Raw genomic sequence first — 25,748 nt, 5'->3', positions numbered from 1 at the left:
GTCGCCTTCTTTACTTTTGTTACTGACTTGTAAAGATTATTTGCAAGCGTCAGCTAAACCATCCAGGTAGCGTTCCGCGTCCAGTGCGGCCATACAGCCGGTACCGGCGGAGGTAATCGCCTGACGGTAGATATGGTCCATCACGTCGCCTGCTGCGAAGACGCCAGGGATACTGGTCTGCGTGGCGTTGCCGTGGATGCCGGACTGTACTTTGATATAACCGTTTTCCAGCGCTAACTGACCTTCAAAGATAGCGGTGTTCGGGCTGTGTCCAATGGCGACGAACAGGCCGGCAACTTCCAGAGTCTCAACGTTATCGCTGTTTTTGGTATCGCGCAGACGCAGGCCGCTGACGCCCATCTGGTCGCCGGTGACCTCTTCCAGTGTGCGATCGGTGTGCAGGACAATGTTGCCGCTTTCCACTTTATCCATCAGGCGTTTGATGAGGATTTTTTCCGCGCGGAAGGAGTCGCGACGGTGGATCAGATGCACTTCAGCAGCAATGTTGGACAGATACAGCGCTTCTTCAACCGCCGTGTTGCCGCCGCCGATAACCGCGACTTTCTGGTTGCGATAGAAGAAACCGTCGCAGGTGGCGCAGGCAGAGACGCCGCGGCCTTTAAAAGCTTCTTCAGAAGGCAGACCCAGATAGCGGGCGGAAGCGCCGGTAGCGATAATCAGCGCGTCACAGGTGTACTCGCCGCTGTCGCCGACCAGGCGGAACGGACGGTTCTGCAGATCGACGCTGCTGATGTGATCGAAAATAATTTCAGTTTCGAACTTGGTGGCATGCTCGTGCATACGTTCCATGAGCAGCGGACCGGTCAGATCGTTTGGGTCGCCTGGCCAGTTTTCCACTTCAGTGGTGGTGGTCAGCTGACCGCCTTTTTCCATGCCGGTGATCAGCACCGGCTGCAGGTTTGCGCGCGCAGCATAGACCGCCGCGGTATATCCTGCAGGTCCAGAACCTAGAATAAGCAGTTTACTGTGTTTGGCTGTGCCCATGAGATCCCCATATTTTATTGGCATACATTGCGCTGGATTGTAGGGAATTTGCGGGCGTAAAAAAAGAGCGTAGCGATTTTGTTAACGATATGTGCAATAGAACCCGCCGATGAATTGGCGATTTAACGAGCGGAAAATATAATTAATTCTACTGTTAGCGCCCTGATTATAAGATGAAAACATGAGATTCAGAGGGGGTTGATGATGAATATCTGGCATCTTGTACTAAAAATCGATGTTTTGCTTTGACAATCCCCTGTGCTTTTGCGAAAACATTCATGGAAGAAGAAAAGCAGTGTTTAGCGTGTGGCGAATGTTCATGCACGCAAATGCCATTTTTATCCGGGTCAGCGAAATCTACGCATGGTGTGGACAGACGCCATGCGTGATGTCGGTGACTGCCATCAGGCAACGGGCTTCTCACGTACCCCTGGGTTACTCAACGTCGTACGGGTAATAACGGGATGGGCTCTGGCAGTGAAGGCGCAGAGTCAGAACAGGAGTAGGGAAGGAATACAGAGAGACAATAATAATGGTAGATAGCAAGAAACGCCCTGGCAAAGATCTCGACCGCATCGATCGTAACATTCTGAATGAACTGCAAAAAGACGGGCGTATTTCCAACGTCGAGCTTTCCAAACGGGTGGGACTTTCTCCGACGCCTTGCCTTGAGCGCGTGCGTCGACTGGAAAGACAGGGTTTTATTCAGGGCTATACGGCGCTGCTCAACCCGCATTATCTGGATGCATCACTTCTGGTATTTGTTGAGATTACTCTGAATCGTGGTGCGCCGGATGTGTTTGAGCAATTTAACGCCGCAGTGCAAAAACTTGAAGAAATTCAAGAGTGTCATCTGGTATCCGGTGATTTTGACTATCTGTTGAAAACCCGCGTACCGGACATGTCAGCGTATCGTAAATTGCTGGGCGAAACCCTGCTGCGCCTGCCGGGCGTAAACGACACCCGTACCTACGTGGTTATGGAAGAAGTCAAGCAGAGTAATCGTCTGGTAATCAAGACGCGCTAACACGGAACAGGTGCAAAATCGACGTAGTTTGATTACACTCCTGTTAATCCATACAGCAACAGTGCCGGGGAGACCCGGCGCTGTTGTCCGTTTTAGCAGCAGGCAGGAAATTGCCTGATACCTGGAGAGCCTTTCTTGAGCCAGGAATACACCGAAGACAAAGAAGTCAAACTAACGAAGCTAAGCAGCGGGCGCCGCGTTCTTGAGGCGTTACTCATCCTTTGCTCTCTTTTTGCCATCTGGCTGATGGCGGCATTACTGAGCTTTAATCCATCCGATCCCAGTTGGTCACAGACCGCCTGGCATGAGCCTATCCATAATCTGGGCGGCATGCCCGGAGCGTGGCTGGCGGACACGCTATTTTTCATCTTTGGCGTAATGGCGTACACCATCCCCGTGATTATCATCGGCGGCTGCTGGTTTGCATGGCGTCATCAGGAAAATGACGAATACGTCGATTACTTTGCTGTTTCGCTGCGCCTGATCGGCGCGCTGGCGCTCATTCTCACCTCCTGCGGTCTGGCGGCGATCAACGCCGATGATATCTGGTACTTTGCCTCCGGCGGCGTCATTGGCAGCCTGCTTAGCACCACATTGCAACCTTTGCTGCACAGCAGCGGCGGTACAATCGCTCTGCTATGCATCTGGGCCGCCGGTTTAACGCTGTTCACCGGCTGGTCATGGGTCAGCATTGCCGAGAAACTCGGCGGCGCCATCCTTTCTATTTTGACCTTTGCCAGTAATCGTACCCGTCGGGACGATACCTGGGTTGATGAAGGCGAATATGAAGATGAGGAATATGAAGATGAAGACGACGACGATACCGCGCAGCCGCGGGAATCGCGTCGAGCCCGCATTTTGCGCAGCGCGTTAGCGCGTCGTAAGCGTCTGGCGGAAAAATTCGCCAACCCGATGGGGCGTAAAACGGATGCCGCACTGTTCTCCGGTAAACGTATGGATGATGCGGAAGCCGTACAATATAGCGCCAGCGGCGCGCCTGTCGCGGCCGATGATGTCCTGTTCTCAGGCGCCAGCGCCGCGCGTCCTGGCGATTTAGACCCTTACGATCCGCTACTGAATGGCCATACGGTTGCCGACCCGATCGGCGCGGCTTCCGCCGCTGCAGCTGTGCCGCAGGCATGGGCGGAGCAGGGGACAGGGCAGGTATATCAACCGGAGGCTGCCCACCTGCAACCACCAGTGTATCAGCCGGAATACGCGCCGCAGCAGCCACCGGTTTATCAACCGGAAGCCGCGCATCCGCAGCAGCCGGTGTATCAACCTGAATACGCGCCGCAGCAGCCGCCGGTTTACCCGCCGGAAGCCGCGCATCCGCAGCAGCCGGTGTACCAGCCGGAATACGCGCCGCAGCAGCCGCCGGTTTACCCGCCGGAAGCCGCGCATCCGCAGCAACCGGTGTATCAGCCGGAATACGCGCCGCAGCAGCCGCCGGTTTATCAGCCTGAACCGGCTGTTCAACAGCCTGTTTACCATCAGGAACCGGCGCCTGCCGCTGAGCCTGAAGCGCCTCAGGAAGAAACTAAACGCCCGCCGATGTACTACTTCGAGGAAGTCGAAGAGAAACGTGCGCGCGAGCGTGAGTTGCTGGAGTCCTGGTATCAGCCAATCCCTGAACCGGCGAGCCCGGTAGCAACCAAACCGATAACCGCCCCGGCTGCCCCATCCATGCCGTCCGTCGATGCCGCCGCTGCGACCGCCGTCGCCGCTGGCGTTCATCAGGCCACGACGTCTGGCAGCGCAGCCGCAGCCGCTTCAGCGGCGTCAGCCGCCGCCGACGCAGCGCCAGTTTTCAGCCCGGCATCCAGCGGCCCGCGGGTACAGGTTAAAGAAGGCATCGGTCCGAAATTGCCGCGCCCGAATCGCGTCCGCGTGCCGACGCGTCGGGAGCTTGCTTCCTATGGCATTAAGCTGCCGTCTCAGCGTATTGCTGAAGAGCGCGCGCGTCGGGCCGAGCTGGAACAGCATTACGATAACGAGCCGTTGAGCGACGAAGAAGCCGATGCGCTGGAACAAGACGAGCTGGCGCGCCAGTTTGCCGCAACCCAGCAACAGCGCTATGGCGAGTCCTGGGAGTCAGAAAGCGATGAGCAGGACGAAGACGCAGCCGCTGAAGCGGAACTGGCTCGCCAGTTTGCCGCGACCCAGCAGCAGCGCTATGCCAGCGAGCAGCCGCCGGGAGCCAATCCTTTCTCACCGGCGGACTATGAGTTCTCGCCGATGAAAACGCTGGTCAATGATGGTCCGAGCGAGCCGCTGTTTATGCCGACGCCGGAAGTGCAGCCCCAGCAACCGGCTCAGCACTACCAACAACCGGCAGCCGCGCCGCAGCAGGGTTATCAACCTGCGCAGCCGCCCGTACACCATCAGCCGGTAGCGCCGCAGCCGCAGGCTTATCAGACTGCTCAACAGCCAGTGCAGCAGCAACAGCCGGTTGCTCCGCAGGGTTATCAGCCGCCCGCGCCGCAGCCGCAGGATAGCCTTATTCATCCATTGCTGATGCGTAATGGCGACAGCCGTCCGCTGCAAAGACCGACGACTCCGCTGCCGTCGCTGGATCTCCTGACGCCGCCGCCGAGCGAAGTTGAACCTGTTGATACCTTTGCGCTTGAGCAGATGGCGCGCCTGGTCGAAGCGCGTCTCGCCGATTTCCGCATCAAAGCGGATGTGGTGAACTACTCGCCTGGCCCGGTGATCACCCGCTTCGAGCTGAACCTCGCGCCTGGGGTGAAGGCCGCGCGAATCTCTAACCTGTCGCGCGACCTTGCGCGTTCGCTGTCGACCGTGGCGGTGCGCGTGGTGGAAGTCATTCCGGGTAAACCTTACGTCGGCCTGGAATTACCGAACAAAAAACGCCAGACCGTATACCTGCGCGAAGTGCTCGATTGTCCGAAATTCCGCGAGAACCCATCGCCGCTTACCGTGGTGCTGGGTAAAGATATCGCCGGCGATCCGGTGGTGGCCGATCTGGCGAAAATGCCGCATCTGCTGGTTGCCGGTACCACCGGTTCTGGTAAATCGGTTGGCGTGAACGCCATGATCCTCAGCATGCTCTACAAGGCGCAGCCGGAAGACGTGCGTTTCATCATGATCGACCCGAAAATGCTTGAGCTGTCGGTGTACGAAGGTATCCCGCATCTGCTGACGGAAGTGGTCACCGACATGAAAGACGCCGCTAATGCGCTGCGCTGGAGCGTCAACGAAATGGAGCGCCGTTATAAGCTGATGTCGGCGCTGGGCGTGCGTAATCTGGCGGGCTACAACGAGAAGATCGCTGAAGCCGCGCGTATGGGACGTCCGATCCCGGATCCGTACTGGAAACCGGGCGACAGCATGGATGCCGTACATCCGGTGCTGGAAAAACTGCCGTATATCGTGGTACTGGTGGATGAATTCGCCGATCTGATGATGACCGTCGGTAAGAAGGTAGAAGAGCTTATTGCGCGTCTGGCGCAGAAAGCGCGCGCGGCGGGTATTCACCTGGTGCTGGCGACCCAGCGTCCGTCAGTTGACGTGATTACCGGTCTTATCAAGGCCAACATCCCGACGCGTATCGCCTTTACCGTATCAAGCAAGATTGACTCGCGCACCATCCTTGACCAGGGCGGCGCAGAATCGCTGCTGGGCATGGGTGATATGCTCTATTCCGGGCCTAACTCCACGATGCCGGTTCGCGTGCATGGCGCGTTTGTCCGTGACCAGGAAGTACACGCCGTGGTTCAGGACTGGAAAGCGCGCGGTCGTCCGCAGTATGTTGACGGCATTACCTCCGACAGTGAAAGCGAAGGCGGTAGTGGCGGCTTTGATGGCGGCGAAGAGCTGGATCCGCTGTTCGACCAGGCGGTCAACTTCGTGACCGAGAAACGCAAAGCCTCGATCTCCGGAGTACAGCGTCAGTTCCGCATCGGCTATAACCGCGCGGCGCGTATCATTGAGCAGATGGAAGCCCAGGGGATCGTCAGTGAGCAGGGCCATAATGGTAACCGTGAAGTCCTGGCGCCGCCGCCCTTCGAGTAAGTGCAAAGTTCGGTAAATAAGCGCAAAATCAGCCTGTTCTGCTATTCCGTTGTTATCAACGACTCTACAGTAGAGACAGAACAGGCTCCCGCGTCGGGAGTGACGCACAATAAGGATCAACAATGAAGAAACTTGCCATCACCTGTGCATTATTGTCTGGCTTCGTGGTAAGCCAGGTTTGGGCAGACGCTGCCGGCGACTTAAAAAGCCGTCTGGATAAAGTTAGCAGCTTCCATGCCAGCTTCACTCAGAAAGTAACCGACGCAAGCGGCAATGCCGTGCAGGACGGGCAGGGCGATTTGTGGGTGAAACGCCCGAATCTGTTCAACTGGCACATGACCCAGCCGGATGAAAGTATTCTGGTGTCGGATGGGAAAACGCTGTGGTTCTACAACCCGTTTGTCGAGCAGGCAACCGCGACCTGGCTGAAAAACGCGACCAGCAATACGCCGTTCATGCTGATCGCCCGCAACCAGTCAGCGGACTGGCAGCAATACAACATCAAGCAAAACGGCGATGATTTTGTGCTGACGCCGAAAAGCGGTAACGGCAACCTGAAGCAGTTCACAATCAATGTGGGCCGTGACGGCACTATCCATCAGTTCAGCGCCGTTGAGCAAGACGATCAGCGCAGCAGCTACCAGCTGAAGTCGCAGCAGAATGGCGCCGTCGACGCATCTAAGTTCACTTTTACACCGCCGCAAGGGGTGACGGTGGACGATCAACGTAAGTAGAGGCGAATGTGAGCAACTTTTCGCTCGATTTTTCCGATAACGCGTTTCAACCTCTGGCCGCCCGTATGCGGCCAGAAAATTTAGCGCAGTACATTGGCCAGCAGCACCTGCTGGCGCCGGGTAAACCGCTACCGCGGGCGATTGAGGCCGGGCATCTGCACTCGATGATCCTGTGGGGGCCGCCGGGCACCGGTAAAACTACCCTTGCGGAAGTGATTGCACGCTACGCCAATGCCGATGTCGAACGTATCTCAGCTGTCACCTCTGGCGTCAAAGAGATCCGCGAAGCTATCGAGCGCGCGCGGCAAAACCGCAATGCCGGTCGACGCACTATCCTGTTTGTAGACGAAGTGCATCGTTTCAATAAAAGTCAGCAGGACGCCTTTCTGCCGCACATCGAAGATGGCACCATTACTTTTATTGGCGCGACGACCGAAAACCCGTCATTCGAACTTAATTCCGCTTTGCTTTCCCGCGCCCGCGTCTATTTACTTAAGTCGCTGACCACGGATGATATCGAGCAGGTGCTTAACCAGGCGATGGGCGATAAAGCGCGCGGCTACGGCGGGCAAGATATTGTCCTGCCAGATGAAACTCGCAAGGCGATTGCCGAACTGGTCAACGGCGACGCGCGTCGGGCGTTGAACACGTTAGAAATGATGGCCGATATGGCTGAAAGCGACGATTCGGGCAAGCGAGTGCTGAAAGCCGAACTGCTTACTGAAATTGCCGGCGAGCGTAGCGCGCGTTTTGATAATAAAGGCGACCGTTTTTACGATCTTATTTCCGCGTTACATAAGTCGGTGCGCGGTAGCGCCCCGGATGCGGCATTATACTGGTACGCACGGATCATTACCGCGGGCGGCGACCCGCTGTATGTTGCGCGCCGTTGTCTGGCTATCGCGTCTGAGGATGTCGGCAACGCCGATCCCCGGGCTATGCAGGTGGCCATTTCCGCGTGGGATTGTTTTACCCGCGTCGGGCCGGCAGAAGGCGAACGGGCTATTGCTCAGGCTATTGTTTATCTGGCCTGCGCGCCGAAGAGTAATGCGGTGTACACCGCCTTTAAGGCCGCGCTGGCCGACGCCCGCGATCGCCCTGATTACGACGTGCCGGTTCATTTACGCAATGCGCCGACCAAACTCATGAAAGAGATGGGCTATGGTCAGGAATACCGCTATGCGCACGATGAACCTAACGCCTACGCCGCCGGCGAGCAGTATTTCCCGCAGGAAATGGCGCAAACGCGCTATTATCAGCCAACAAACAGGGGGCTCGAGGGCAAAATCGCTGAAAAGCTCGCCTGGCTTGCCGAACTGGATCAAAATAGCCAGATAAAACGCTACCGCTAATTGTGGCGTTGCGGTAAGGTTATTACCTATATTTCCGTGGCCGTAGTTTGCGGCCATTTTTCCTATTTAAATTCGATAAGCACAGGATAAGCATGCTCGATCCCAATCTGCTGCGTACCGAGCCAGACGCAGTCGCAGAAAAACTGGCACGCCGGGGCTTTAAGCTGGATGTAGATAAACTGCGCGCTCTTGAAGAGCGTCGTAAAGTTCTGCAGGTTCAAACCGAAAACCTGCAGGCGGAGCGTAACTCCCGATCGAAATCCATTGGCCAGGCGAAAGCGCGCGGGGAAGATATCGAGCCATTACGCCTGGAAGTGAACAAGCTTGGCGAACAGCTGGATGCCGCAAAGTCCGAGCTGGAAACGCTGCTGGCGGAAATTCGCGATATCGCGCTGGCGATCCCGAACATTCCTCACGATGACGTGCCGGTTGGCCGCGACGAAAACGACAACGTTGAAGTCAGCCGCTGGGGTACGCCGCGCCAGTTCGATTTCGAGGTGCGCGACCATGTTACGCTGGGTGAAATGCACGGGGGCCTGGACTTCGCCGCCGCCGTTAAGCTGACCGGTTCCCGTTTCGTAGTGATGAAAGGCCAACTGGCCCGCCTGCACCGCGCGCTGGCGCAGTTTATGCTGGATCTGCACACCGAACAGCACGGTTATAGCGAGAACTATGTTCCTTATCTGGTGAACCAGGACACGCTGTATGGTACTGGCCAGTTGCCGAAATTCGCCGGCGACCTGTTCCATACTCGTCCGCTGGAAGAAGAAGCCGATAGCAGCAACTATGCGTTGATTCCGACCGCCGAAGTGCCGCTGACCAACCTGGTCCGCGACGAAATCATCGACGAAGACGATCTGCCGATTAAAATGACCGCCCATACGCCGTGCTTCCGTTCTGAAGCGGGTTCGTATGGTCGTGATACCCGCGGTCTGATCCGTATGCACCAGTTCGACAAAGTTGAAATGGTGCAGATCGTACGTCCGGAAGACTCTATGACGGCGCTGGAAGAGATGACCGGCCACGCTGAGAAGGTTCTGCAACTGCTGGGTCTGCCGTACCGTAAGGTAGCGCTGTGTTCCGGCGATATGGGCTTTAGCGCCTGTAAAACCTATGACCTCGAAGTGTGGGTTCCGGCGCAGGATACCTATCGCGAAATTTCTTCCTGCTCCAACGTCTGGGATTTCCAGGCGCGTCGTATGCAGGCGCGTTGCCGCAGCAAGTCCGACAAAAAGACTCGTCTCGTTCACACTCTGAATGGTTCTGGTCTGGCGGTTGGCCGTACGCTGGTTGCGGTGATGGAAAACTATCAGCAGGCCGATGGCCGTATCGAGATCCCGGAAGTCCTGCGCCCGTATATGCGCGGCCTCGAGTATATCGGGTAATCTTTTCTGCTCTTTCCTTAAAAGCGCCTGCGGGCGCTTTTTTTATATCCTTATTGATACCGGGCAATAATCCCCTCAGTAAATCCGGTGATACTCCCTTTGGATTAATACAGCATAAAAAGCCAATAAAATCCGATATATATAAAATTATATAACGATTGTCAGCTTATTGTGAGCAACCAAAGCGAGTATCTATGAAAATCAAAGCCCCCGATGCTTTACTGGCTGCCGAAGTTAGCCGACGTGGTTTGATGAAAACCACGGCGATAGGCGGTCTGGCGATGGCCAGCAACGCATTGACCTTACCCTTCACGCGTATTGCGCACGCCGCTGATACGCTGGCGCCAGTCAGTGAGAAAGTGGTCTGGAGCGCCTGTACCGTTAACTGCGGCAGCCGTTGCCCGCTGCGTATGCACGTGGTTGATGGCGCGATTAAGTATGTAGAAACCGATAATACCGGCGACGATAACTATGACGGTCTGCATCAGGTTCGCGCCTGTCTGCGCGGCCGCTCTATGCGCCGCCGCGTCTATAACCCCGACCGGCTGAAATATCCGATGAAGCGCGTCGGCAAACGCGGTGAAGGAAAATTCGAACAAATTAGCTGGGAAGAGGCGTTCGACACTATCGCCAGCAATATGCAGCGCCTGATTAAAGATTATGGCAACGAATCTATCTATCTGAACTACGGAACCGGTACGCTCGGCGGGACTCTGACTCGCTCCTGGCCGCCGGGTAAAACCCTGATTGCTCGTCTGATGAACTGCTGCGGCGGCTATCTCAATCATTATGGCGACTATTCATCGGCGCAGATTGCGGCTGGTTTGAATTACACCTATGGTGGTTGGGCCGATGGCAATAGCCCGTCGGATATCGAAAATAGTCAGTTAGTGGTGCTGTTCGGCAATAACCCTGGCGAAACGCGCATGAGCGGCGGCGGGGTCACTTACTACCTTGAGCAGGCGCGGCAGAAATCCAATGCCCGCATGATCATTATCGATCCGCGCTATACCGACACCGGAGCCGGGCGTGAAGATGAATGGATCCCAATTCGTCCGGGAACCGACGCGGCGCTCATTTCAGCGCTGGCGTGGGTGATGATTACTGAAAATCTGGTCGATCAGCCCTTCCTCGATAAATACTGCGTTGGCTACGACGAGAAAACGTTGCCTGCCGATGCGCCGTCTAATGGACATTATAAAGCTTACATCCTTGGTCAGGGCTCCGACGGTATCGCTAAAACGCCGGAGTGGGCATCCACCATTACCGGGATCCCGCGTGAGCGCATTGTGAAACTGGCTCGCGAGATTGCGACGGCGAAGCCGGCGTATATCAGCCAGGGATGGGGACCGCAGCGTCACGCCAACGGCGAAATCGCCACCCGCGCCATCTCCATGCTCGCCATTCTGACCGGTAACGTTGGGATCAATGGCGGTAATAGCGGCGCGCGTGAAGGATCATATAGCCTGCCTTTCGAGCGCATGCCGACGCTGGATAACCCGGTAGAGACCAGCATCTCCATGTTTATGTGGACCGACGCGATTGAACGTGGTCCGGAAATGACCGCGCTGCGTGATGGCGTACGCGGCAAAGATAAGCTCGATGTACCGATCAAGATGATCTGGAACTACGCGGGTAACTGCCTGATCAACCAACACTCCGAGATCAACCGCACCCACGAAATCCTGCAGGACGATAAGAAGTGCGAAATGATTGTGGTAATCGACTGCCACATGACGTCGTCTGCGAAATACGCCGATATTCTGCTGCCGGACTGTACCGCCTCGGAGCAGATGGACTTCGCGCTGGATGCCTCCTGCGGCAATATGTCTTACGTCATCTTTGCCGACCAGGCGATTAAACCGCGTTTCGAATGCAAAACCATCTATGAGATGACCACCGAGTTGGCGAAACGCATGGGGGTGGCGGAGAAGTTTACCGAAGGCCGCACTCAGGAAGGCTGGATGCGCTATTTGTATGAGCAGTCGCGTAAAGCGATTCCCGAACTGCCGGATTTCGATACTTTCCGCCAGCAGGGGATCTTCAAGCAGCGTGACCCGCAGGGGCATCATGTGGCGTATAAAGCCTTCCGTGAAGATCCGCAGGCCAATCCGCTGACTACGCCATCGGGCAAAATCGAAATCTATTCCCAGGAGCTTGCCAAAATTGCCGCGACCTGGGAACTGCCGGAAGGCGATGTGATCGATCCGCTGCCGATCTACACCCCGGGGTTTGAAAACTACAACGATCCGTTGTCCGCCAAATATCCGCTACAGCTGACGGGCTTCCACTACAAGTCTCGCGTCCACTCAACTTATGGCAACGTTGATGTCCTGCAGGCAGCCTGCCGCCAGGAGATGTGGATTAACCCGATCGATGCGCACACACGCGGCATCGCCAACGGCGATCGCATTCGCATTTTCAACGACCGCGGCGAAGTGCATATCGAAGCGAAAGTGACGCCGCGTATGATGCCGGGCGTTGTCGCGCTGGGCGAGGGCGCCTGGTATAACCCGGACGCTTCACGCGTGGATCAGGCCGGCAGCATTAACGTGCTGACGACTCAACGTCCGTCGCCGTTGGCGAAAGGCAACCCATCGCATACCAACCTCGTCCAGGTTGAAAAGCTGTAAGGAGTAACCGATGACAACTCAGTATGGATTTTTTATCGATTCCGCCCGTTGCACCGGTTGCAAAACCTGCGAGCTGGCCTGTAAAGACTACAAGAACCTGACGCCGGACGTCAGCTTCCGTCGTATCTATGAGTATGCCGGCGGCGACTGGCAGGAGGACAACGGCGTCTGGAATCAGAACGTTTTCGCCTATTACCTCTCTATCGCCTGTAACCACTGCGAAGACCCGGCGTGCACCAAGGTCTGCCCGAGCGGGGCGATGCACAAGCGCGAAGACGGTTTTGTGGTGGTCAATGAAGAGGTGTGCATCGGCTGTCGCTACTGCCATATGGCCTGCCCGTATGGCGCGCCGCAGTACAACGCCGCCAAAGGGCATATGACCAAATGCGACGGCTGTCACGAGCGTGTCGCACAAGGCAAGAAACCGATTTGCGTCGAGTCCTGCCCGCTGCGCGCGCTGGACTTCGGGCCGATTGCCGAACTGCGGGAAAAACACGGCCAGCTGGCCGCCGTGGCGCCGCTGCCTTCAGCGCACTTCACCAGGCCGAGCATTGTGATAAAACCTAACGCCAACAGCCGTCCGTGTGGGGATTCCACCGGCTATCTGGCCAATCCGAAGGAGGTCTGAAATGGGAAATGGATGGCATGAATGGCCGTTGATGATTTTCACGGTCTTTGGTCAATGCGTCGCCGGGGGCTTTATCGTTCTCGCGCTGGCGTTGATGAAGGGCGAACTTTTGCGCGAGCAGCAGCAGCGGGTGATAATGAGCATGTTTGGGCTATGGGTGCTGATGGGGATCGGCTTTATCGCCTCCACCATGCACCTTGGTTCACCTATGCGCGCGTTCAATTCGCTGAACCGCGTTGGCGCATCATCGTTAAGCAATGAAATCGCCAGCGGCGCGCTTTTCTTTGCCGTCGGTGGTATTGGCTGGCTGCTGGCGGTGGTAAATAAACTGTCGTCTGGGCTGCGTAGTCTGTGGCTGGTCGTCACCATGATCCTCGGCGTCATCTTCGTCTGGATGATGATCCGCGTATATAACACCATCGATACCGTGCCCACCTGGTACACCATCTGGACGCCGCTCAACTTCTTCCTGACCCTGTTTATCGGCGGGCCGCTGTTGGGTTATCTGCTGCTGCGTGTCGCGGGCGTAGATGGTTGGGCGATGCGTTTATTGCCGGTGATTATGCTGGTGGCGTTGGTGATTAGCGTGACCGTCGCGCTGATCCAGGGCAGCGAGTTGGCGACTATTCATAGTTCGATTCAGCAGGCTTCCGCGCTGGTGCCGGATTATGGTTCATTGATGGCATGGCGGACGGTCGCATTAGTGCTGGCGCTGGTCTGCTGGATTGTACCGCAGCTTAAAGGTTATCAGCCCGCATTGCCGCTGTTGGGCCTGGCGTTTGCGCTGGTGCTGGTTGGTGAGATGATTGGTCGCGGCGTATTCTATGGTCTGCATATGACCGTCGGTATGGCAATCGCCAGTTAATCGCGAGTAATCACGCCGGAAGTTTATTCCGGCGTGATTAAAAAATGCGGTTGATTGATGAAATTTTTCTACTGATATTTCCTTCTTCGTTTTCCAATAAATTAATAAAAACAATGGAATAATATAAAGAATAATTCCGTTACCGTTCCGCTGGATAAAAAACTTCTATCGTTGCCCTGAAAACCGCGTCAGGCCTGAATTCTGGCGGATTGACAATGTTTACAGCGGTGTCATGATGCGCACGAAATCTGAACTTCCTCACGGTTAACACCCATGACCATCTACACTCGCCCAGTGCAAATGTTGCTCTGTGGCCTGCTTCTGTTGACGCTGGCAATCGCGGTTTTAAATACGCTTGTCCCGCTCTGGCTCGCCCATGAAAATATGCCAACCTGGCAGGTTGGGATGGTCGGCTCCTCTTATTTTACCGGCAATCTGGTGGGCACGTTATTTGCCGGTTGGGTCATTAAACGTCTGGGGTTTAACCGTAGCTATTACCTGGCGTCATTAATTTTTGCCGTTGGCTGCGTTGGCCTGGGTATTACGCTCGGCTTCTGGACATGGCTGAGCTGGCGTTTTATTGCCGGGGTGGGCTGCGCGATGATCTGGGTGGTGGTGGAAAGCGCGCTGGTGTGCAGCGGTACTTCCCGCAGCCGCGGTCGACTGCTGGCGGCGTACATGATGGTCTATTACATCGGTACCGTATTGGGCCAACTGATGGTCAGCAAATTACCGACCGATTTAATGAGCGTGCTGCCGTGGGTTACCGGCCTGGCGCTGGCGGCGATCCTGCCGCTAATGTTTACACGTATTATGAGCCAGGCCGACGAGCCGCATGAAACGGTACGTATCTGGCCGATGCTGAAACTGCGTCAGGCGCGCCACGGTGTGAATGGCTGCATCATTTCCGGCATCGTGCTTGGTTCACTGTACGGCCTGATGCCGCTGTGGCTAAATCATCAGGGCGTCAGCGATTCGGGTATTGGTTTCTGGATGGCGGTGATGGTTAGCGCAGGCATTCTCGGGCAGTGGCCGGTCGGGCGTCTGGCTGACCGCTATGGCCGCCTGCTGGTGCTGCGCGTACAGGTCTTTGTGGTGATTCTGGGCTGTCTGGCGATGCTCAGCCAGGCGGCAATGGCGCCAGCGCTTTTTGTGCTCGGCGCATCCGGTTTTACTCTGTATCCGGTGGCGATGGCCTGGGCCTGCGAGAAGGTTGAACACCATCAACTGGTGGCGATGAACCAGGCGCTGCTGATGAGCTATACCATCGGCAGCCTGCTGGGGCCGACCCTGACGGCGATGTTGATGCAGAACTTCTCGGATAATCTGCTGTTTATCATGATCGCCAGCGTATCGTTTATCTATCTGCTGACCCTGCTGCGCAAAGCCGGACATCACCCGACGCCGGTGGCACACGCGTAACCAATCTGGCGCGCGGCGAAGGCCGCGCGTAGTCCGTTTTGATTAATGAATATTTCTGCGGGCAGACGGTATCGCGTTCATAGTGTGGCGTTATCGACGGGATTGGTTCTATTATAGTTGCGGGCCGTCGTGAGAGCACCTCCGGCCCGCTGTCGGTTTAGTACATCACCTTATGACCATACTGCTCAAGGATACCCTTCACCCGCTCCATGGTCTCTTTCTTCGGCGGATGTACGCCGTCAAGCTTGTACTCTTCGCCCATCGCGACCCATTTGTGTTTACCCAGCTCGTGGTAGGGCAGGAGTTCGATTTTCTCGACGTTGCCCATATCGCGGGTAAATTCACCCAGGCGATGCGCGGAATCGTCATCATCAGACCAGCCGGGAACCACCACGTAGCGGATCCACACGTTAATCCCTTTCTTCGACAGATACTGCGCGAACTCCAGCGTACGATGGTTAGAGACGCCCACCAGGTTCTGGTGGATTTCATCGTTCATCTGCTTAAGGTCAAGCATCACCAGATCGGTGACTTCCAGCAGCTCGTCAATCACGGGATCGTAGCGACGTACGAAGCCGTTGGTATCCAGACAGGTGTGGATACCTTCTTTTTTACAGGCGCGGAACCAGTCGCGGACAAATTCAGCCTGCAGGATCGCCTCGCCGCCGGAGGCGGTGACGCCGCCGCCGGAAGCATTCATAAAGTGGCGATAGGTCACCACTTCTTTCATCAATTCTTCAACGGTGATTTCTTTACCGCCATGGGTATCCCAGGTGTCGCGGTTATGGCAGTAAAGGCAGCGCATCAGGCAGCCCTGGAAGAAGGTAATAAAGCGGATGCCTGGGCCATCGACGGTGCCACAGGATTCAAAGGAGTGAATACGACCAATAGTTGACATTGCGGTGATATCTCCGGATTCGGCCCTCCAGGGCCTATGATGCACAGCTCAAACCGGCTGTGTTAAGTCTGTTTTGACAGGTACCCAAAGTATAGATAACTGGCAAAGCAGGCTGGGGCAGGGAATCACTTGTTAAAAAGGCCCCACTGATGTGGGGCCTTTATTGTACGCTTTTTCAGTCAGACAGGGAATTACATGGTCTGAGTGAAGGTACGGGTAATAACGTCCTGCTGCTGTTCTTTAGTCAGGGAGTTAAAACGTACCGCGTAGCCAGATACGCGAATGGTCAGCTGCGGATATTTTTCCGGGTTTTCCATCGCGTCGAGCAGCATTTCGCGGTTCATGACGTTCACGTTCAGGTGCTGACCACCTTCGATGGACGCTTCGTGGTGGAAGTAACCATCCATCAGACCAGCCAGGTTAGTCTTACGAACTTCGTCATCTTTACCCAGCGCGTTCGGTACGATAGAGAAGGTGTAAGAGATACCATCTTTAGCGTAAGCAAACGGCAGTTTAGCAACGGAGGTCAGAGAAGCAACAGCACCTTTCTGGTCGCGGCCGTGCATCGGGTTAGCACCTGGTCCGAACGGCGCGCCAGCGCGACGACCGTCTGGGGTGTTACCGGTTTTCTTACCATACACGACGTTAGAAGTGATGGTCAGAACAGACTGAGTCGGGATAGCGTTGCGGTAGGTATGCAGTTTCTGAATTTTCTTCATGAAACGTTCAACCAGGTCAACGGCCATGTCATCGACGCGAGCATCGTTGTTACCAAACTGCGGGTATTCGCCTTCGATTTCGAAGTCGATAGCCAGACCGTCTTCGTCACGAATCGGTTTAACTTTCGCGTATTTGATAGCAGACAGGGAGTCAGCAGCAACGGACAGACCTGCGATACCACACGCCATGGTGCGGATAACGTCACGGTCGTGCAGCGCCATCAGAGAGGCTTCGTAGCTGTACTTGTCGTGCATGTAATGAATGATGTTCAGCGCGGTGACGTACTGTTTAGCCAGCCAGTCCATGAAGTGATCCATGCGTTCCATGACTTCGTCATAGTTCAGCACGTCGCCTTTGATCGGCTCAGATTTCGGACCAACCTGCATTTTCAGTTTTTCATCAACGCCGCCGTTGATAGCATACAGCATGGTTTTCGCGAGGTTAGCGCGAGCGCCGAAGAACTGCATTTGCTTACCAACAACCATCGGGCTTACGCAGCATGCGATAGCGTAGTCGTCGTTGTTGAAGTCCGGACGCATCAGGTCATCGTTCTCGTACTGCAGAGAAGAGGTATCGATGGATACTTTAGCGGCGAATTTCTTGAAGCTCAGCGGCAGTTTTTCAGACCACAGGATGGTGATGTTCGGCTCCGGAGACGGCCCCATGGTGTACAGGGTGTTCAGGAAGCGGAAGCTGTTTTTGGTTACCAGAGTACGGCCGTCAACGCCCATACCGCCGATAGATTCTGTTGCCCAAATCGGGTCGCCGGAGAACAGTTCATCATATTCCGGGGTACGCAGGAAGCGAACCATACGCAGTTTCATGACCAGGTGGTCAACCATTTCCTGCGCGTCTTGCTCGGTGATTTTACCCGCCTGCAGGTCACGTTCGATGTAGATATCCAGGAAGCTGGATGTACGACCGAAGGACATTGCCGCGCCGTTCTGAGATTTAACGGCGGCCAGGTAACCGAAGTAGGTCCACTGGATAGCTTCCTGAGCGGTAGTCGCCGGACCAGAGATATCGCAGCCGTATTTCGCTGCCATTTCTTTGATCTGACCCAGAGCGCGATGCTGTTCAGCAATTTCTTCACGCAGACGGATGGTTGCTTCCAGATCTTCGCCGCTTTCCAGTTTCTCTTGCAGAGACTGGAACTGAGCGTATTTGTCTTTCATCAGGAAGTCGATACCGTACAGCGCAACGCGACGGTAGTCACCGATGATACGGCCACGGCCGTAAGCATCCGGCAGACCGGTCAGCACGCCGGATTTACGGCAGTTCAGGATGTCTTTGGTGTAAACATCAAATACGCCCTGGTTGTGAGTCTTACGGTACTCGGTGAAGATTTTTTTCAGCATCGGGTCCAGTTCGCGATTGTACGCTTTGCAGGAACCTTCAACCATTTTGATACCGCCGAACGGGATAATCGCACGTTTCAGCGGAGCTTCAGTTTGCAGACCAACGATTTTCTCGAGCGCTTTCTCGATGTAGCCCGCGTCGTGAGAAGTGATGGTGGATGCGAGGGAAGTGTCGAAATCAACAGGCGCGTGAGTGCGGTTTTCCTGTTTAACGCCTTCCATTACGCTGTCCCACAGCTTGGTGGTCGCATCAGTTGCGCCAGCCAGGAAGGATTCGTCACCTTCATATGGGGTGTAGTTTTTCTGGATAAAGTCACGTACGTTGACTTCGTTCTGCCAGTCACCTTTCGCAAAACCTTCCCAGGCTGTGGCTAACTTTTCATTAAGCTCGGACATGTAACACCTACCTTCTTAAGTGGATTTTTTATTTACTGCCTGAGACAACCATTAATGATGATCGTCGCCACGCAGGTAAATGACCCAGTACGTCAACCCAACCAACAAACCACCGCCGATGATGTTTCCGATAGTGACTGGAATCAGGTTATCAGTGATGAAGTTCATAATGGTTAAGTGAGAAAAACTCTCCGGAGTTGAACCGATAGCGGTCCAGAATTCCGGGCTCGCAAAGTTGCGAATTACGATACCCATCGGGATCATAAACATATTCGCGATGCTGTGTTCAAAGCCGCTGGCGACAAACATCGCAACCGGCAACACCATGATCATCGCTTTGTCCATCAGGCTGCGGCCGGAGTAGCTCATCCAGACTGCCAGACACACCATCAGGTTAGCCAGGATACCCAGGCAGACGGCTTCAATAAACGTGTGGTGCATTTTGTGGTCTGCAGTTTGCAGAACATTTAAGCCCCAGCCGCCGTTGGCAGTCATATATTCGCCTGATAACCACATTAACAGTACAAACAGCAGCGCGCCGATCAGGTTTCCAACATAGACGTTAAGCCAGTTTTTTGCCAGCTGACCCCAGGTAATACGCCCGCTGGCTTTCGCCACGACGATCAGTACGGTCGAGGTGAAAAGGTCAGCACCGCAGATGACGCAAAGAATCAGACCTAGTGAGAAGCATACCCCGCCGATAAGTTTGGCAATCCCGAAAGGCATTGCGGCAGTACCGGTGGTCGCCGTGATATAAAACACAAAAGCGATGGAGATGAAGACACCTGCGGTAATCGCCAGATAAAACGTCTTCAGCGGATGTTTCGTCGCTTTATAGACACCTGCTTCTTCGGCGACTTTCGCCATCGCGGCAGGGAGTAAAAGATCAAAAGGGTTGTCAGCTTTCACACTAACTCTCTCTTTATATAAGTTGGCGGTGTGATACTAACAAAGCATTATAGAAGGGAATTTGATGTAGATCATATCCTACCGGAGTCATAGGCCCATTTTGCGTGTGGAATTAGCCTGTTGTGACTTTATCTTTTTGATTTTTAATGAAAAACTAAATTTTAATATTTGCAAATAATGTTGAAAATTTCCATGAGTGACCATTGTTTACGGTTAATTAAAATGGAGTATTTTTATTAAAATTAACAATCTAAATATCATCAATGTTTGGATTTTACTTATAGTTAACTTTGCACCTACAAAATGGCGTGGTTTTGGAGCAAATCATAAAAAAACGGAGCCGCTGGCGGCCCCGTAACGTTATGGTTTACCCCTAATGGGTTATTTGGCCCAGAAGGCCGCTTTTGCCCGCTGCAGCTTTTCGTAGGCCTTCAGTAAAGACTGATGTGCCGGGAAAGCGCGCAGATCGTTATCGACCGCCTGAAGGCCATAGAATGGCGCCTCTCCGCTCAGGGCGGCGCTAGCGGCTTCCACAGCATCCGCGCCATACATACGGATGAAGGCATTCAGGTACTGCAGCGGCTGGCGCTCTTCTTCCTGGCTAAGCAACAGCAGCGTTTGCAGGCAGCGATAATAGTTGGCGCGCTCAGGGCTGAAGATGGAGGCATTGAATTCCATGGTCCACTCTGTCCAAATCAACGCCTGTTCAAGGTCGCCGCCGGCCAAGGCCAGCATCGCTTTCAGCTCGCCGATACGCAGGGTATACCAGCCATTGTCTTTGCCGGTTGCCAGGCCTAATAGTTCGCGGACGCGCGTGAAATCATCAAGTCCTTCATCGTCCATTTGCTCGATGAGCGCCAGATAATCTTCTTTTTCCCACTCGCTACCCGGCAGGGAGAGAATAGTGTCGCGCAGGTGTGCGCCCATGCTGTTATTAGCGAGCCACAGGTCTTCCGCCGGATAAATATCGGACATCCCCGGAACGATGATCCGGCAGGCGTAGACGCTCAGATGTTCGTAGTCGGCGATATAGACTTCTTTATCTTCAGCTTTGAAGATAGCCATCAGGGTGGCGAACTCTTCTTCAGTGCTGCCGGAGAAATTCCAGTCAACGAACGGATAGTCGGCATCCTGTTTAAACATATCCCAGGAGATCAGGCCGCTGGAATCAATGAAGTGAGTTTCCAGGTTGGCGTGCTCGGCAACTTCTTCGTCATCAAAGGTCGGAGGGGTAAAGACGTCGAGATCTTTCAGACTGCGGCCTTGTAGCAGTTCGGTAACAGTACGCTCCAGCGCCACGCCGAAATCCGGATGGGCGCCGAAAGAGGCGAAGCAGGTGCCGTTAGCCGGGTTAAACAGGACTACGCAGATAACCGGATATTTACCACCAAGAGAGCCATCGTAGGCGAAGATCGGGAAACCTTCGGCTTCCAGTTTGGCGATAGATTCAACGACGCCCGGATAGCGCGCCATCACTTCAGCCGGGATCTCCGGCAGGCTGATGCTCTCTGCGATGATACGGTTTTTGATATGACGCTCAAAGACTTCAGACAAGCCCTGCACGCGCGCTTCATTCGGGGTATTACCCGCTGACATGCCGTTGGAAACGTACAAGTTGCCGACAATGTTCATCGGAATATAGACGGTTTCGCCGTCTGATTGACGGGTAAACGGCAGGCCGCAGACGCCGCGCTCGTCGTTGCCGGATTGCAGATCCACGAGCATGCTGGCGGTCAGTTGATCGTCCGGATCGTAAAAGGCGCGCAGGCGGGCATCCAGCAGGCCTTCCGGTACTTCATCATCTTCCGTCAGCGGGAACCACTTTTCGTTCGGATAATGAACGAAGGGACCGTTGGCGATGGTATCGCCTAACCAGAAGTCCGCGAAGAAGTAGTTGGTAGACAGACGTTCGAAATATTCGCCCAGCGCGGAAGCCAGCGCCGCCTTTTTAGTTGCGCCTTTACCATTGGTAAAACACAGCGCGCACTCTTTATCGCGAATGTGAACGGACCACACGTGTGGTACCGGATTCAGCCACGAGGCCTCTTCGATATCAAATCCGAGGTCGAGCAGTTTCTGCTGGAAGCGAGCGATGGAATCTTCCAGGGCGGCATCTTTGCCGGGGATAAATGTCTGGGTCATAGCAATTCGTTTATTGTTGGCAGGATGCGCAATGATACGGGTTTTACCGGTAAGTGGCTATGTCGTTAGCCGCGGCAATGCATAAAAAGAGAAGAGCGGTAAATGGCATGCGGAGAAACTCCACATGCCGTAGCAAGTTACAGAATCGGCGTACAAATGCTAACGATCATTGCCGCGCCGGCGAGACTGGTACCGACGATGCCTGCCGCCATTACCGCGAAGCCTGCGCCCAGCGTAAAGGGCCCGGTTATCGCTCCGATGACAATCGTCGGAATGCTGACCAGTAAACCAACTGCCGCAGGAATGGACAACAGGCCAAAGCCGCCGCTCACATCAGACATTTCGTTATAGGTTAATTCACGCATAAATATTCCTTTAAAAGTGATTAATACCAGTCTTCATCGGCTGGTTCGAAAATTTTAATGATCTGGAAATACGACGGTAAATGACGGTGCTCTCGCGGAAACATAATTCATGAAGAATTAAGATAATATTCAAGTATTAAATGAGTTGACGGGGGGAGCTACGGCGAGATCGTTTCCTGTGAACGTAGATGATAATTATTTATGCCGTCAGTCCAAATCCGGAATGGACGGCGGAAGAGAGAGGAAAAAGCGATCTGCTCGCAGCGATTATGTCGGTTTAATGACGTCAAGCTGGTTGATTCTTTTGTGTGACGGTGGCCTCGTTTGTGGGCCGCTTAGTTTTACTCGTTGCGGTGTGTGTCACTGAATGATAAAACCGATAGCCACAGGAATAACTTATGCCCGCGACGGTTCGCGTGCAGACAATATAACAACGTGGTGAGGGGAAATGGCTCAGGTCTATAACTTTAGTTCGGGCCCGGCAATGCTGCCGGCAGAAGTTCTCAAACTGGCGCAACAGGAACTGTGCGACTGGCACGGTCTGGGGACGTCGGTAATGGAAATCAGCCACCGTGGTAAGGAGTTTATCCAGGTGGCTGAAACGGCAGAACAGGATTTCCGCGATCTGCTTAATATCCCTTCCAACTATAAAGTGTTGTTCTGTCATGGCGGCGGTCGCGGACAGTTTGCCGGGATCCCGTTAAATCTGCTGGGTGATAAAACGACAGCAGATTATGTGGACGCCGGTTACTGGGCGGCAAGTGCGGTGAAAGAAGCGCAAAAATACTGCACGCCGAACGTTATCGATGCGAAAACTACCGTTGACGGCCTGCGAGCCGTTAAACCGATGAGTGAATGGCAGTTGACGCCGGGCGCGGCCTATTTGCACTTCTGCCCAAATGAAACCATCGATGGTATCGCTATTCACGAAACGCCGAATTTTGACAAAGATGTCGTCGTCACCGCGGATTACTCCTCCAGTATTCTGTCCCATGAAATCGACGTCAGCCGTTATGGCGTGATTTACGCTGGCGCGCAGAAGAATATCGGCCCGGCAGGGTTGACGCTGGTTATCGTGCGTGAAGACCTGCTGGGTAAAGCCAGCGTCGCCTGCCCATCAATTCTTGATTACACCGTGCTGAACGCCAATGACTCAATGTTTAACACGCCTCCGACCTTCGCCTGGTATCTGGCGGGGCTGGTATTCAAATGGCTGAAAGAGCAGGGTGGCGTGGCCGCGATGGATAAAATCAACCGCCAAAAAGCGGACCTGCTGTATGGCGTGATTGATAACAGTGATTTTTATCGTAACGATGTTGCCGCTGCCAACCGCTCGCGGATGAACGTGCCGTTCCAGCTGGCGGATAGCGCGCTGGACAAACTGTTCCTTGAAGAGTCTTTTGCGGCCGGTTTGCATGCGCTGAAAGGCCACCGCGTGGTGGGCGGTATGCGTGCTTCTATCTACAATGCGATGCCGCTGGCCGGCGTCAAGGCGCTCACCGACTTCATGCAGGACTTCGAACGTCGTCGCGGCTAATTGCTGAGCGCTTATTTTCATCCCCGCGGCCGGTCTGCGGGGTTTTTATTCTGTTTTTTTGAGAGTCGAGTTTCATGGAATCCCTGACGTTACAACCCATTGCGCGCGTTGATGGCACAGTAAACCTACCCGGGTCAAAAAGTGTCTCTAACCGCGCTTTGCTGCTGGCGGCATTAGCCCACGGCACCACCGTGCTGACCAACTTGCTGGACAGCGATGATGTTCGCCATATGCTCAATGCGCTTAACGCCCTGGGAGTTCACTACACCTTGTCTGCCGATCGCACTCGTTGTGAAGTCACCGGCAACGGTGGTCCGCTTCAGGCCAGCGGCGCGCTGGAGTTGTTTCTCGGTAATGCTGGTACGGCGATGCGCCCGCTGGCAGCGGCGTTGTGCCTCGGCCACAACGATATTGTGCTGACCGGCGAACCGCGAATGAAAGAGCGACCGATAGGGCACCTGGTCGATGCGTTACGCCAGGGGGGCGCGCAAATTGAGTATCTGGAGCAGGAAAACTATCCGCCCCTGCGCCTGCGCGGTGGTTTCAACGGCGGCCAGGTGGAAGTCGATGGCAGCGTCTCCAGCCAGTTCCTTACCGCTTTACTGATGACTGCGCCGCTGGCGCCGCAGGACACGACGATCGCGATTAAAGGCGAGCTGGTATCTAAACCTTATATCGACATCACGCTGCACCTGATGAAAACCTTTGGCGTTAACGTTGAAAACCACAACTATCAGCGCTTTGTCGTGCGCGGTGGGCAACAATATCAGTCGCCGGGCGATTATCTGGTGGAAGGCGATGCCTCCTCAGCCTCTTATTTCCTCGCTGCCGGCGCTATTAAGGGCGGTACGGTGAAAGTGACCGGTATTGGCCGCAATAGCGTACAGGGCGATATTCGATTCGCCGACGTGCTGGAAAAAATGGGTGCGACGGTTGTCTGGGGCGACGATTTTATCGCCTGTACACGCGGCGAGTTGAACGCCGTTGATATGGATATGAACCATATTCCGGATGCGGCCATGACCATCGCTACCGCGGCGTTGTTTGCGAAAGGTACCACGGTGCTGCGCAATATTTACAACTGGCGGGTGAAAGAGACCGATCGTCTGTTTGCGATGGCAACTGAACTGCGTAAAGTCGGCGCCGAAGTGGAAGAGGGTGAAGACTATATTCGCATCACGCCGCCTGAGACGCTGAAATTTGCTGAAATCGGTACCTACAACGATCACCGCATGGCGATGTGCTTCTCGCTGGTGGCGCTGTCGGCAACGCCGGTCACTATCCTTGACCCGAAATGTACGGCGAAAACGTTCCCGGACTATTTCGAGCAGCTAGCGCGAATTAGTACCCTGGCGTAAATTCTGTCTCGTCCGATAAGGTAAAGCTTTGTCATCTTCCGGGCTGGTATTCCGCCAGCCCGCTATAATTGCGCAATTCTTCTACATTTAATTTCTACTATTCCGTAATTTGCACACAATGCTCACTTTCTGGCGCATTGATGCGTATAATGCGCGGCGTTTATATTCATGCGCCTTGCTAAAGGAGAATAAAGATGACGGCAAATGTTCCGGTAATCACCATTGATGGACCTGGCGGTGCGGGTAAGGGCACGTTGTGCAAGGCAATGGCGGAAGCGCTTGGCTGGCATCTGTTGGATTCCGGCGCTATCTATCGCGTTTTGGCGCTGGCGGCCTTACATCATCATGTTGACGTCGAGTCAGAAGAGGCGCTGGTTCCGCTGGCCGCTCATCTCGATGTACGTTTTATTTCTGCTGACGGCAACCTGGAAGTGGTGCTGGAAGGTGAGGATGTGAGTGCGGAGATCCGCACTCAGGAAGTGGCCAATACCGCCTCGAAAGTCGCTGCCTTCCCGCGCGTTCGCGAAGCGCTGCTGCGCCGTCAACGCGCCTTTCGCGAGCAGCCCGGCCTGATTGCCGACGGCCGCGATATGGGCACCGTTGTTTTCCCTGATGCGCCGGTTAAAATTTTCCTCGATGCGTCGGCGGAAGAACGCGCGCAGCGCCGCCTGCTACAGTTGCAGGAAAAGGGTTTTAGTGTTAACTTTGAACGTCTTTTGTCCGAGATAAAAGAGCGTGACGATCGCGATCGTAATCGTGCCGTGGCGCCGCTTGTCCCGGCCGCTGATGCATTAGTTCTCGATTCAACTGAACTAAGCATTGAGCAAGTAATTGAAAAAGCGCTACAATATGCGCGCGAAAAACTGGCTATCGCTTAACCGTTAAGCGGCAAAGCGTTGCGAGCCTCCGAATTATAGCAGTACCCCCGCAGCAACGGAGTGTTAGCGGGTATGTTAAACAACCCCATCCGGCACGGAGC

18 protein-coding genes are annotated in these 25,748 nt (G+C 54.7%); 12 read left to right on the top strand and 6 right to left on the bottom strand.

Annotation, left to right across the window (positions count from 1 at the left end):
- Positions 1–36: 36 nt before the first annotated feature.
- The gene (gene trxB / locus ABLV78_RS17100) at positions 37–1,005 is read right to left on the bottom strand and encodes a thioredoxin-disulfide reductase (protein WP_045396241.1); all 969 of its coding nucleotides are present in this window, start codon (positions 1,003–1,005) and stop codon (positions 37–39) included.
- Between the two features lie 532 nt (positions 1,006–1,537).
- Between trxB and lrp the strand changes: the two genes are divergently transcribed.
- The 9 genes from lrp (at position 1,538) to ABLV78_RS17055 (ending at position 15,086) form a co-directional block, all read left to right on the top strand.
- Positions 1,538–2,032: a leucine-responsive transcriptional regulator Lrp gene (gene lrp, locus ABLV78_RS17095; RefSeq protein ID WP_000228469.1), complete on the top strand. Its 495-nt coding sequence runs from the start codon at positions 1,538–1,540 to the stop codon at positions 2,030–2,032.
- A 135-nt stretch (positions 2,033–2,167) separates the two neighbouring features.
- Entirely contained in the window at positions 2,168–6,067 is a 3,900-nt protein-coding gene (gene ftsK, locus ABLV78_RS17090) for a DNA translocase FtsK (RefSeq protein WP_059342033.1), read from the top strand.
- A 122-nt stretch (positions 6,068–6,189) separates the two neighbouring features.
- Positions 6,190–6,801, top strand: a complete 612-nt coding sequence (lolA, locus tag ABLV78_RS17085) for an outer membrane lipoprotein periplasmic chaperone LolA (RefSeq protein WP_015367486.1) — start codon at positions 6,190–6,192, stop codon at positions 6,799–6,801.
- 8 nt (positions 6,802–6,809) lie between these two features.
- The gene (gene rarA / locus ABLV78_RS17080; protein ID WP_045396235.1) at positions 6,810–8,153 is read left to right on the top strand and encodes a replication-associated recombination protein RarA; all 1,344 of its coding nucleotides are present in this window, start codon (positions 6,810–6,812) and stop codon (positions 8,151–8,153) included.
- Between the two features lie 92 nt (positions 8,154–8,245).
- Positions 8,246–9,538, top strand: a complete 1,293-nt coding sequence (gene serS, locus ABLV78_RS17075) for a serine--tRNA ligase (protein ID WP_047049024.1) — start codon at positions 8,246–8,248, stop codon at positions 9,536–9,538.
- Between the two features lie 194 nt (positions 9,539–9,732).
- Complete coding sequence (dmsA, locus tag ABLV78_RS17070; RefSeq protein ID WP_047049022.1) at positions 9,733–12,171, top strand: dimethylsulfoxide reductase subunit A; 2,439 nt, start codon at positions 9,733–9,735, stop codon at positions 12,169–12,171.
- Between the two features lie 10 nt (positions 12,172–12,181).
- On the top strand, positions 12,182–12,799 hold the full coding sequence (locus ABLV78_RS17065) for a DMSO/selenate family reductase complex B subunit (protein WP_142688894.1): 618 nt from the start codon (positions 12,182–12,184) through the stop codon (positions 12,797–12,799).
- 1 nt (position 12,800) lies between these two features.
- Positions 12,801–13,664 carry a dimethyl sulfoxide reductase anchor subunit family protein gene (locus ABLV78_RS17060; RefSeq protein WP_047045580.1) on the top strand — a complete coding sequence of 288 codons (864 nt, stop codon included), beginning with the start codon at positions 12,801–12,803 and terminating at the stop codon, positions 13,662–13,664.
- Positions 13,665–13,937: 273 nt separating this feature from the next.
- The gene (locus ABLV78_RS17055; protein ID WP_015367480.1) at positions 13,938–15,086 is read left to right on the top strand and encodes an MFS transporter; all 1,149 of its coding nucleotides are present in this window, start codon (positions 13,938–13,940) and stop codon (positions 15,084–15,086) included.
- A gap of 157 nt (positions 15,087–15,243) precedes the next feature.
- Here ABLV78_RS17055 and pflA read toward each other — a convergent pair whose 3' ends face one another.
- The 5 genes from pflA to ABLV78_RS17030 form a co-directional block, all read right to left on the bottom strand.
- Complete coding sequence (gene pflA / locus ABLV78_RS17050) at positions 15,244–15,984, bottom strand: pyruvate formate lyase 1-activating protein (protein WP_015367479.1); 741 nt, start codon at positions 15,982–15,984, stop codon at positions 15,244–15,246.
- 191 nt (positions 15,985–16,175) lie between these two features.
- Positions 16,176–18,458 carry a formate C-acetyltransferase gene (gene pflB / locus ABLV78_RS17045; RefSeq protein WP_047045583.1) on the bottom strand — a complete coding sequence of 761 codons (2,283 nt, stop codon included), beginning with the start codon at positions 18,456–18,458 and terminating at the stop codon, positions 16,176–16,178.
- 51 nt (positions 18,459–18,509) lie between these two features.
- Positions 18,510–19,367: a formate transporter FocA gene (gene focA / locus ABLV78_RS17040; RefSeq protein ID WP_047045585.1), complete on the bottom strand. Its 858-nt coding sequence runs from the start codon at positions 19,365–19,367 to the stop codon at positions 18,510–18,512.
- A gap of 381 nt (positions 19,368–19,748) precedes the next feature.
- Positions 19,749–21,509: a 30S ribosomal protein S12 methylthiotransferase accessory factor YcaO gene (gene ycaO / locus ABLV78_RS17035; protein ID WP_047045589.1), complete on the bottom strand. Its 1,761-nt coding sequence runs from the start codon at positions 21,507–21,509 to the stop codon at positions 19,749–19,751.
- A gap of 137 nt (positions 21,510–21,646) precedes the next feature.
- Positions 21,647–21,874 carry a hypothetical protein gene (locus ABLV78_RS17030; RefSeq protein WP_045395746.1) on the bottom strand — a complete coding sequence of 76 codons (228 nt, stop codon included), beginning with the start codon at positions 21,872–21,874 and terminating at the stop codon, positions 21,647–21,649.
- Positions 21,875–22,322: 448 nt separating this feature from the next.
- On the opposite strand from ABLV78_RS17030, the gene serC reads away from it, so the two are divergent.
- From serC to cmk, 3 genes are all read left to right on the top strand, one after another.
- A complete protein-coding gene (serC, locus tag ABLV78_RS17025) occupies positions 22,323–23,411 on the top strand; it encodes a 3-phosphoserine/phosphohydroxythreonine transaminase (protein WP_045395743.1) in 1,089 nt (362 codons plus the stop codon).
- A gap of 74 nt (positions 23,412–23,485) precedes the next feature.
- A complete protein-coding gene (aroA, locus tag ABLV78_RS17020; protein ID WP_047045592.1) occupies positions 23,486–24,769 on the top strand; it encodes a 3-phosphoshikimate 1-carboxyvinyltransferase in 1,284 nt (427 codons plus the stop codon).
- A gap of 194 nt (positions 24,770–24,963) precedes the next feature.
- On the top strand, positions 24,964–25,647 hold the full coding sequence (gene cmk, locus ABLV78_RS17015; protein ID WP_045395738.1) for a (d)CMP kinase: 684 nt from the start codon (positions 24,964–24,966) through the stop codon (positions 25,645–25,647).
- Positions 25,648–25,748 lie beyond the last annotated feature (101 nt).

Source organism: Klebsiella sp. CN_Kp075, from assembly GCF_040065055.2.
Taxonomy (GTDB): Bacteria; Pseudomonadota; Gammaproteobacteria; order Enterobacterales; family Enterobacteriaceae; genus Klebsiella; species Klebsiella aerogenes.
This window is presented reverse-complemented; position numbering and strand designations above follow the sequence as displayed.

Bases quoted from the DNA above. Each gene is read 5' to 3' on its own strand.
- trxB (WP_045396241.1), bottom strand. From the start codon at position 1,005: ATGGGCACAGCCAAACACAGTAAACTGCTTATTCTAGGTTCTGGACCT.
- lrp (WP_000228469.1), top strand. From the start codon at position 1,538: ATGGTAGATAGCAAGAAACGCCCTGGCAAAGATCTCGACCGCATCGAT.
- lolA (WP_015367486.1), top strand. From the start codon at position 6,190: ATGAAGAAACTTGCCATCACCTGTGCATTATTGTCTGGCTTCGTGGTA.
- serS (WP_047049024.1), top strand. From the start codon at position 8,246: ATGCTCGATCCCAATCTGCTGCGTACCGAGCCAGACGCAGTCGCAGAA.
- dmsA (WP_047049022.1), top strand. From the start codon at position 9,733: ATGAAAATCAAAGCCCCCGATGCTTTACTGGCTGCCGAAGTTAGCCGA.
- ABLV78_RS17065 (WP_142688894.1), top strand. From the start codon at position 12,182: ATGACAACTCAGTATGGATTTTTTATCGATTCCGCCCGTTGCACCGGT.
- ABLV78_RS17060 (WP_047045580.1), top strand. From the start codon at position 12,801: ATGGGAAATGGATGGCATGAATGGCCGTTGATGATTTTCACGGTCTTT.
- ABLV78_RS17055 (WP_015367480.1), top strand. From the start codon at position 13,938: ATGACCATCTACACTCGCCCAGTGCAAATGTTGCTCTGTGGCCTGCTT.
- pflA (WP_015367479.1), bottom strand. From the start codon at position 15,984: ATGTCAACTATTGGTCGTATTCACTCCTTTGAATCCTGTGGCACCGTC.
- pflB (WP_047045583.1), bottom strand. From the start codon at position 18,458: ATGTCCGAGCTTAATGAAAAGTTAGCCACAGCCTGGGAAGGTTTTGCG.
- ycaO (WP_047045589.1), bottom strand. From the start codon at position 21,509: ATGACCCAGACATTTATCCCCGGCAAAGATGCCGCCCTGGAAGATTCC.
- ABLV78_RS17030 (WP_045395746.1), bottom strand. From the start codon at position 21,874: ATGCGTGAATTAACCTATAACGAAATGTCTGATGTGAGCGGCGGCTTT.
- serC (WP_045395743.1), top strand. From the start codon at position 22,323: ATGGCTCAGGTCTATAACTTTAGTTCGGGCCCGGCAATGCTGCCGGCA.
- aroA (WP_047045592.1), top strand. From the start codon at position 23,486: ATGGAATCCCTGACGTTACAACCCATTGCGCGCGTTGATGGCACAGTA.
- cmk (WP_045395738.1), top strand. From the start codon at position 24,964: ATGACGGCAAATGTTCCGGTAATCACCATTGATGGACCTGGCGGTGCG.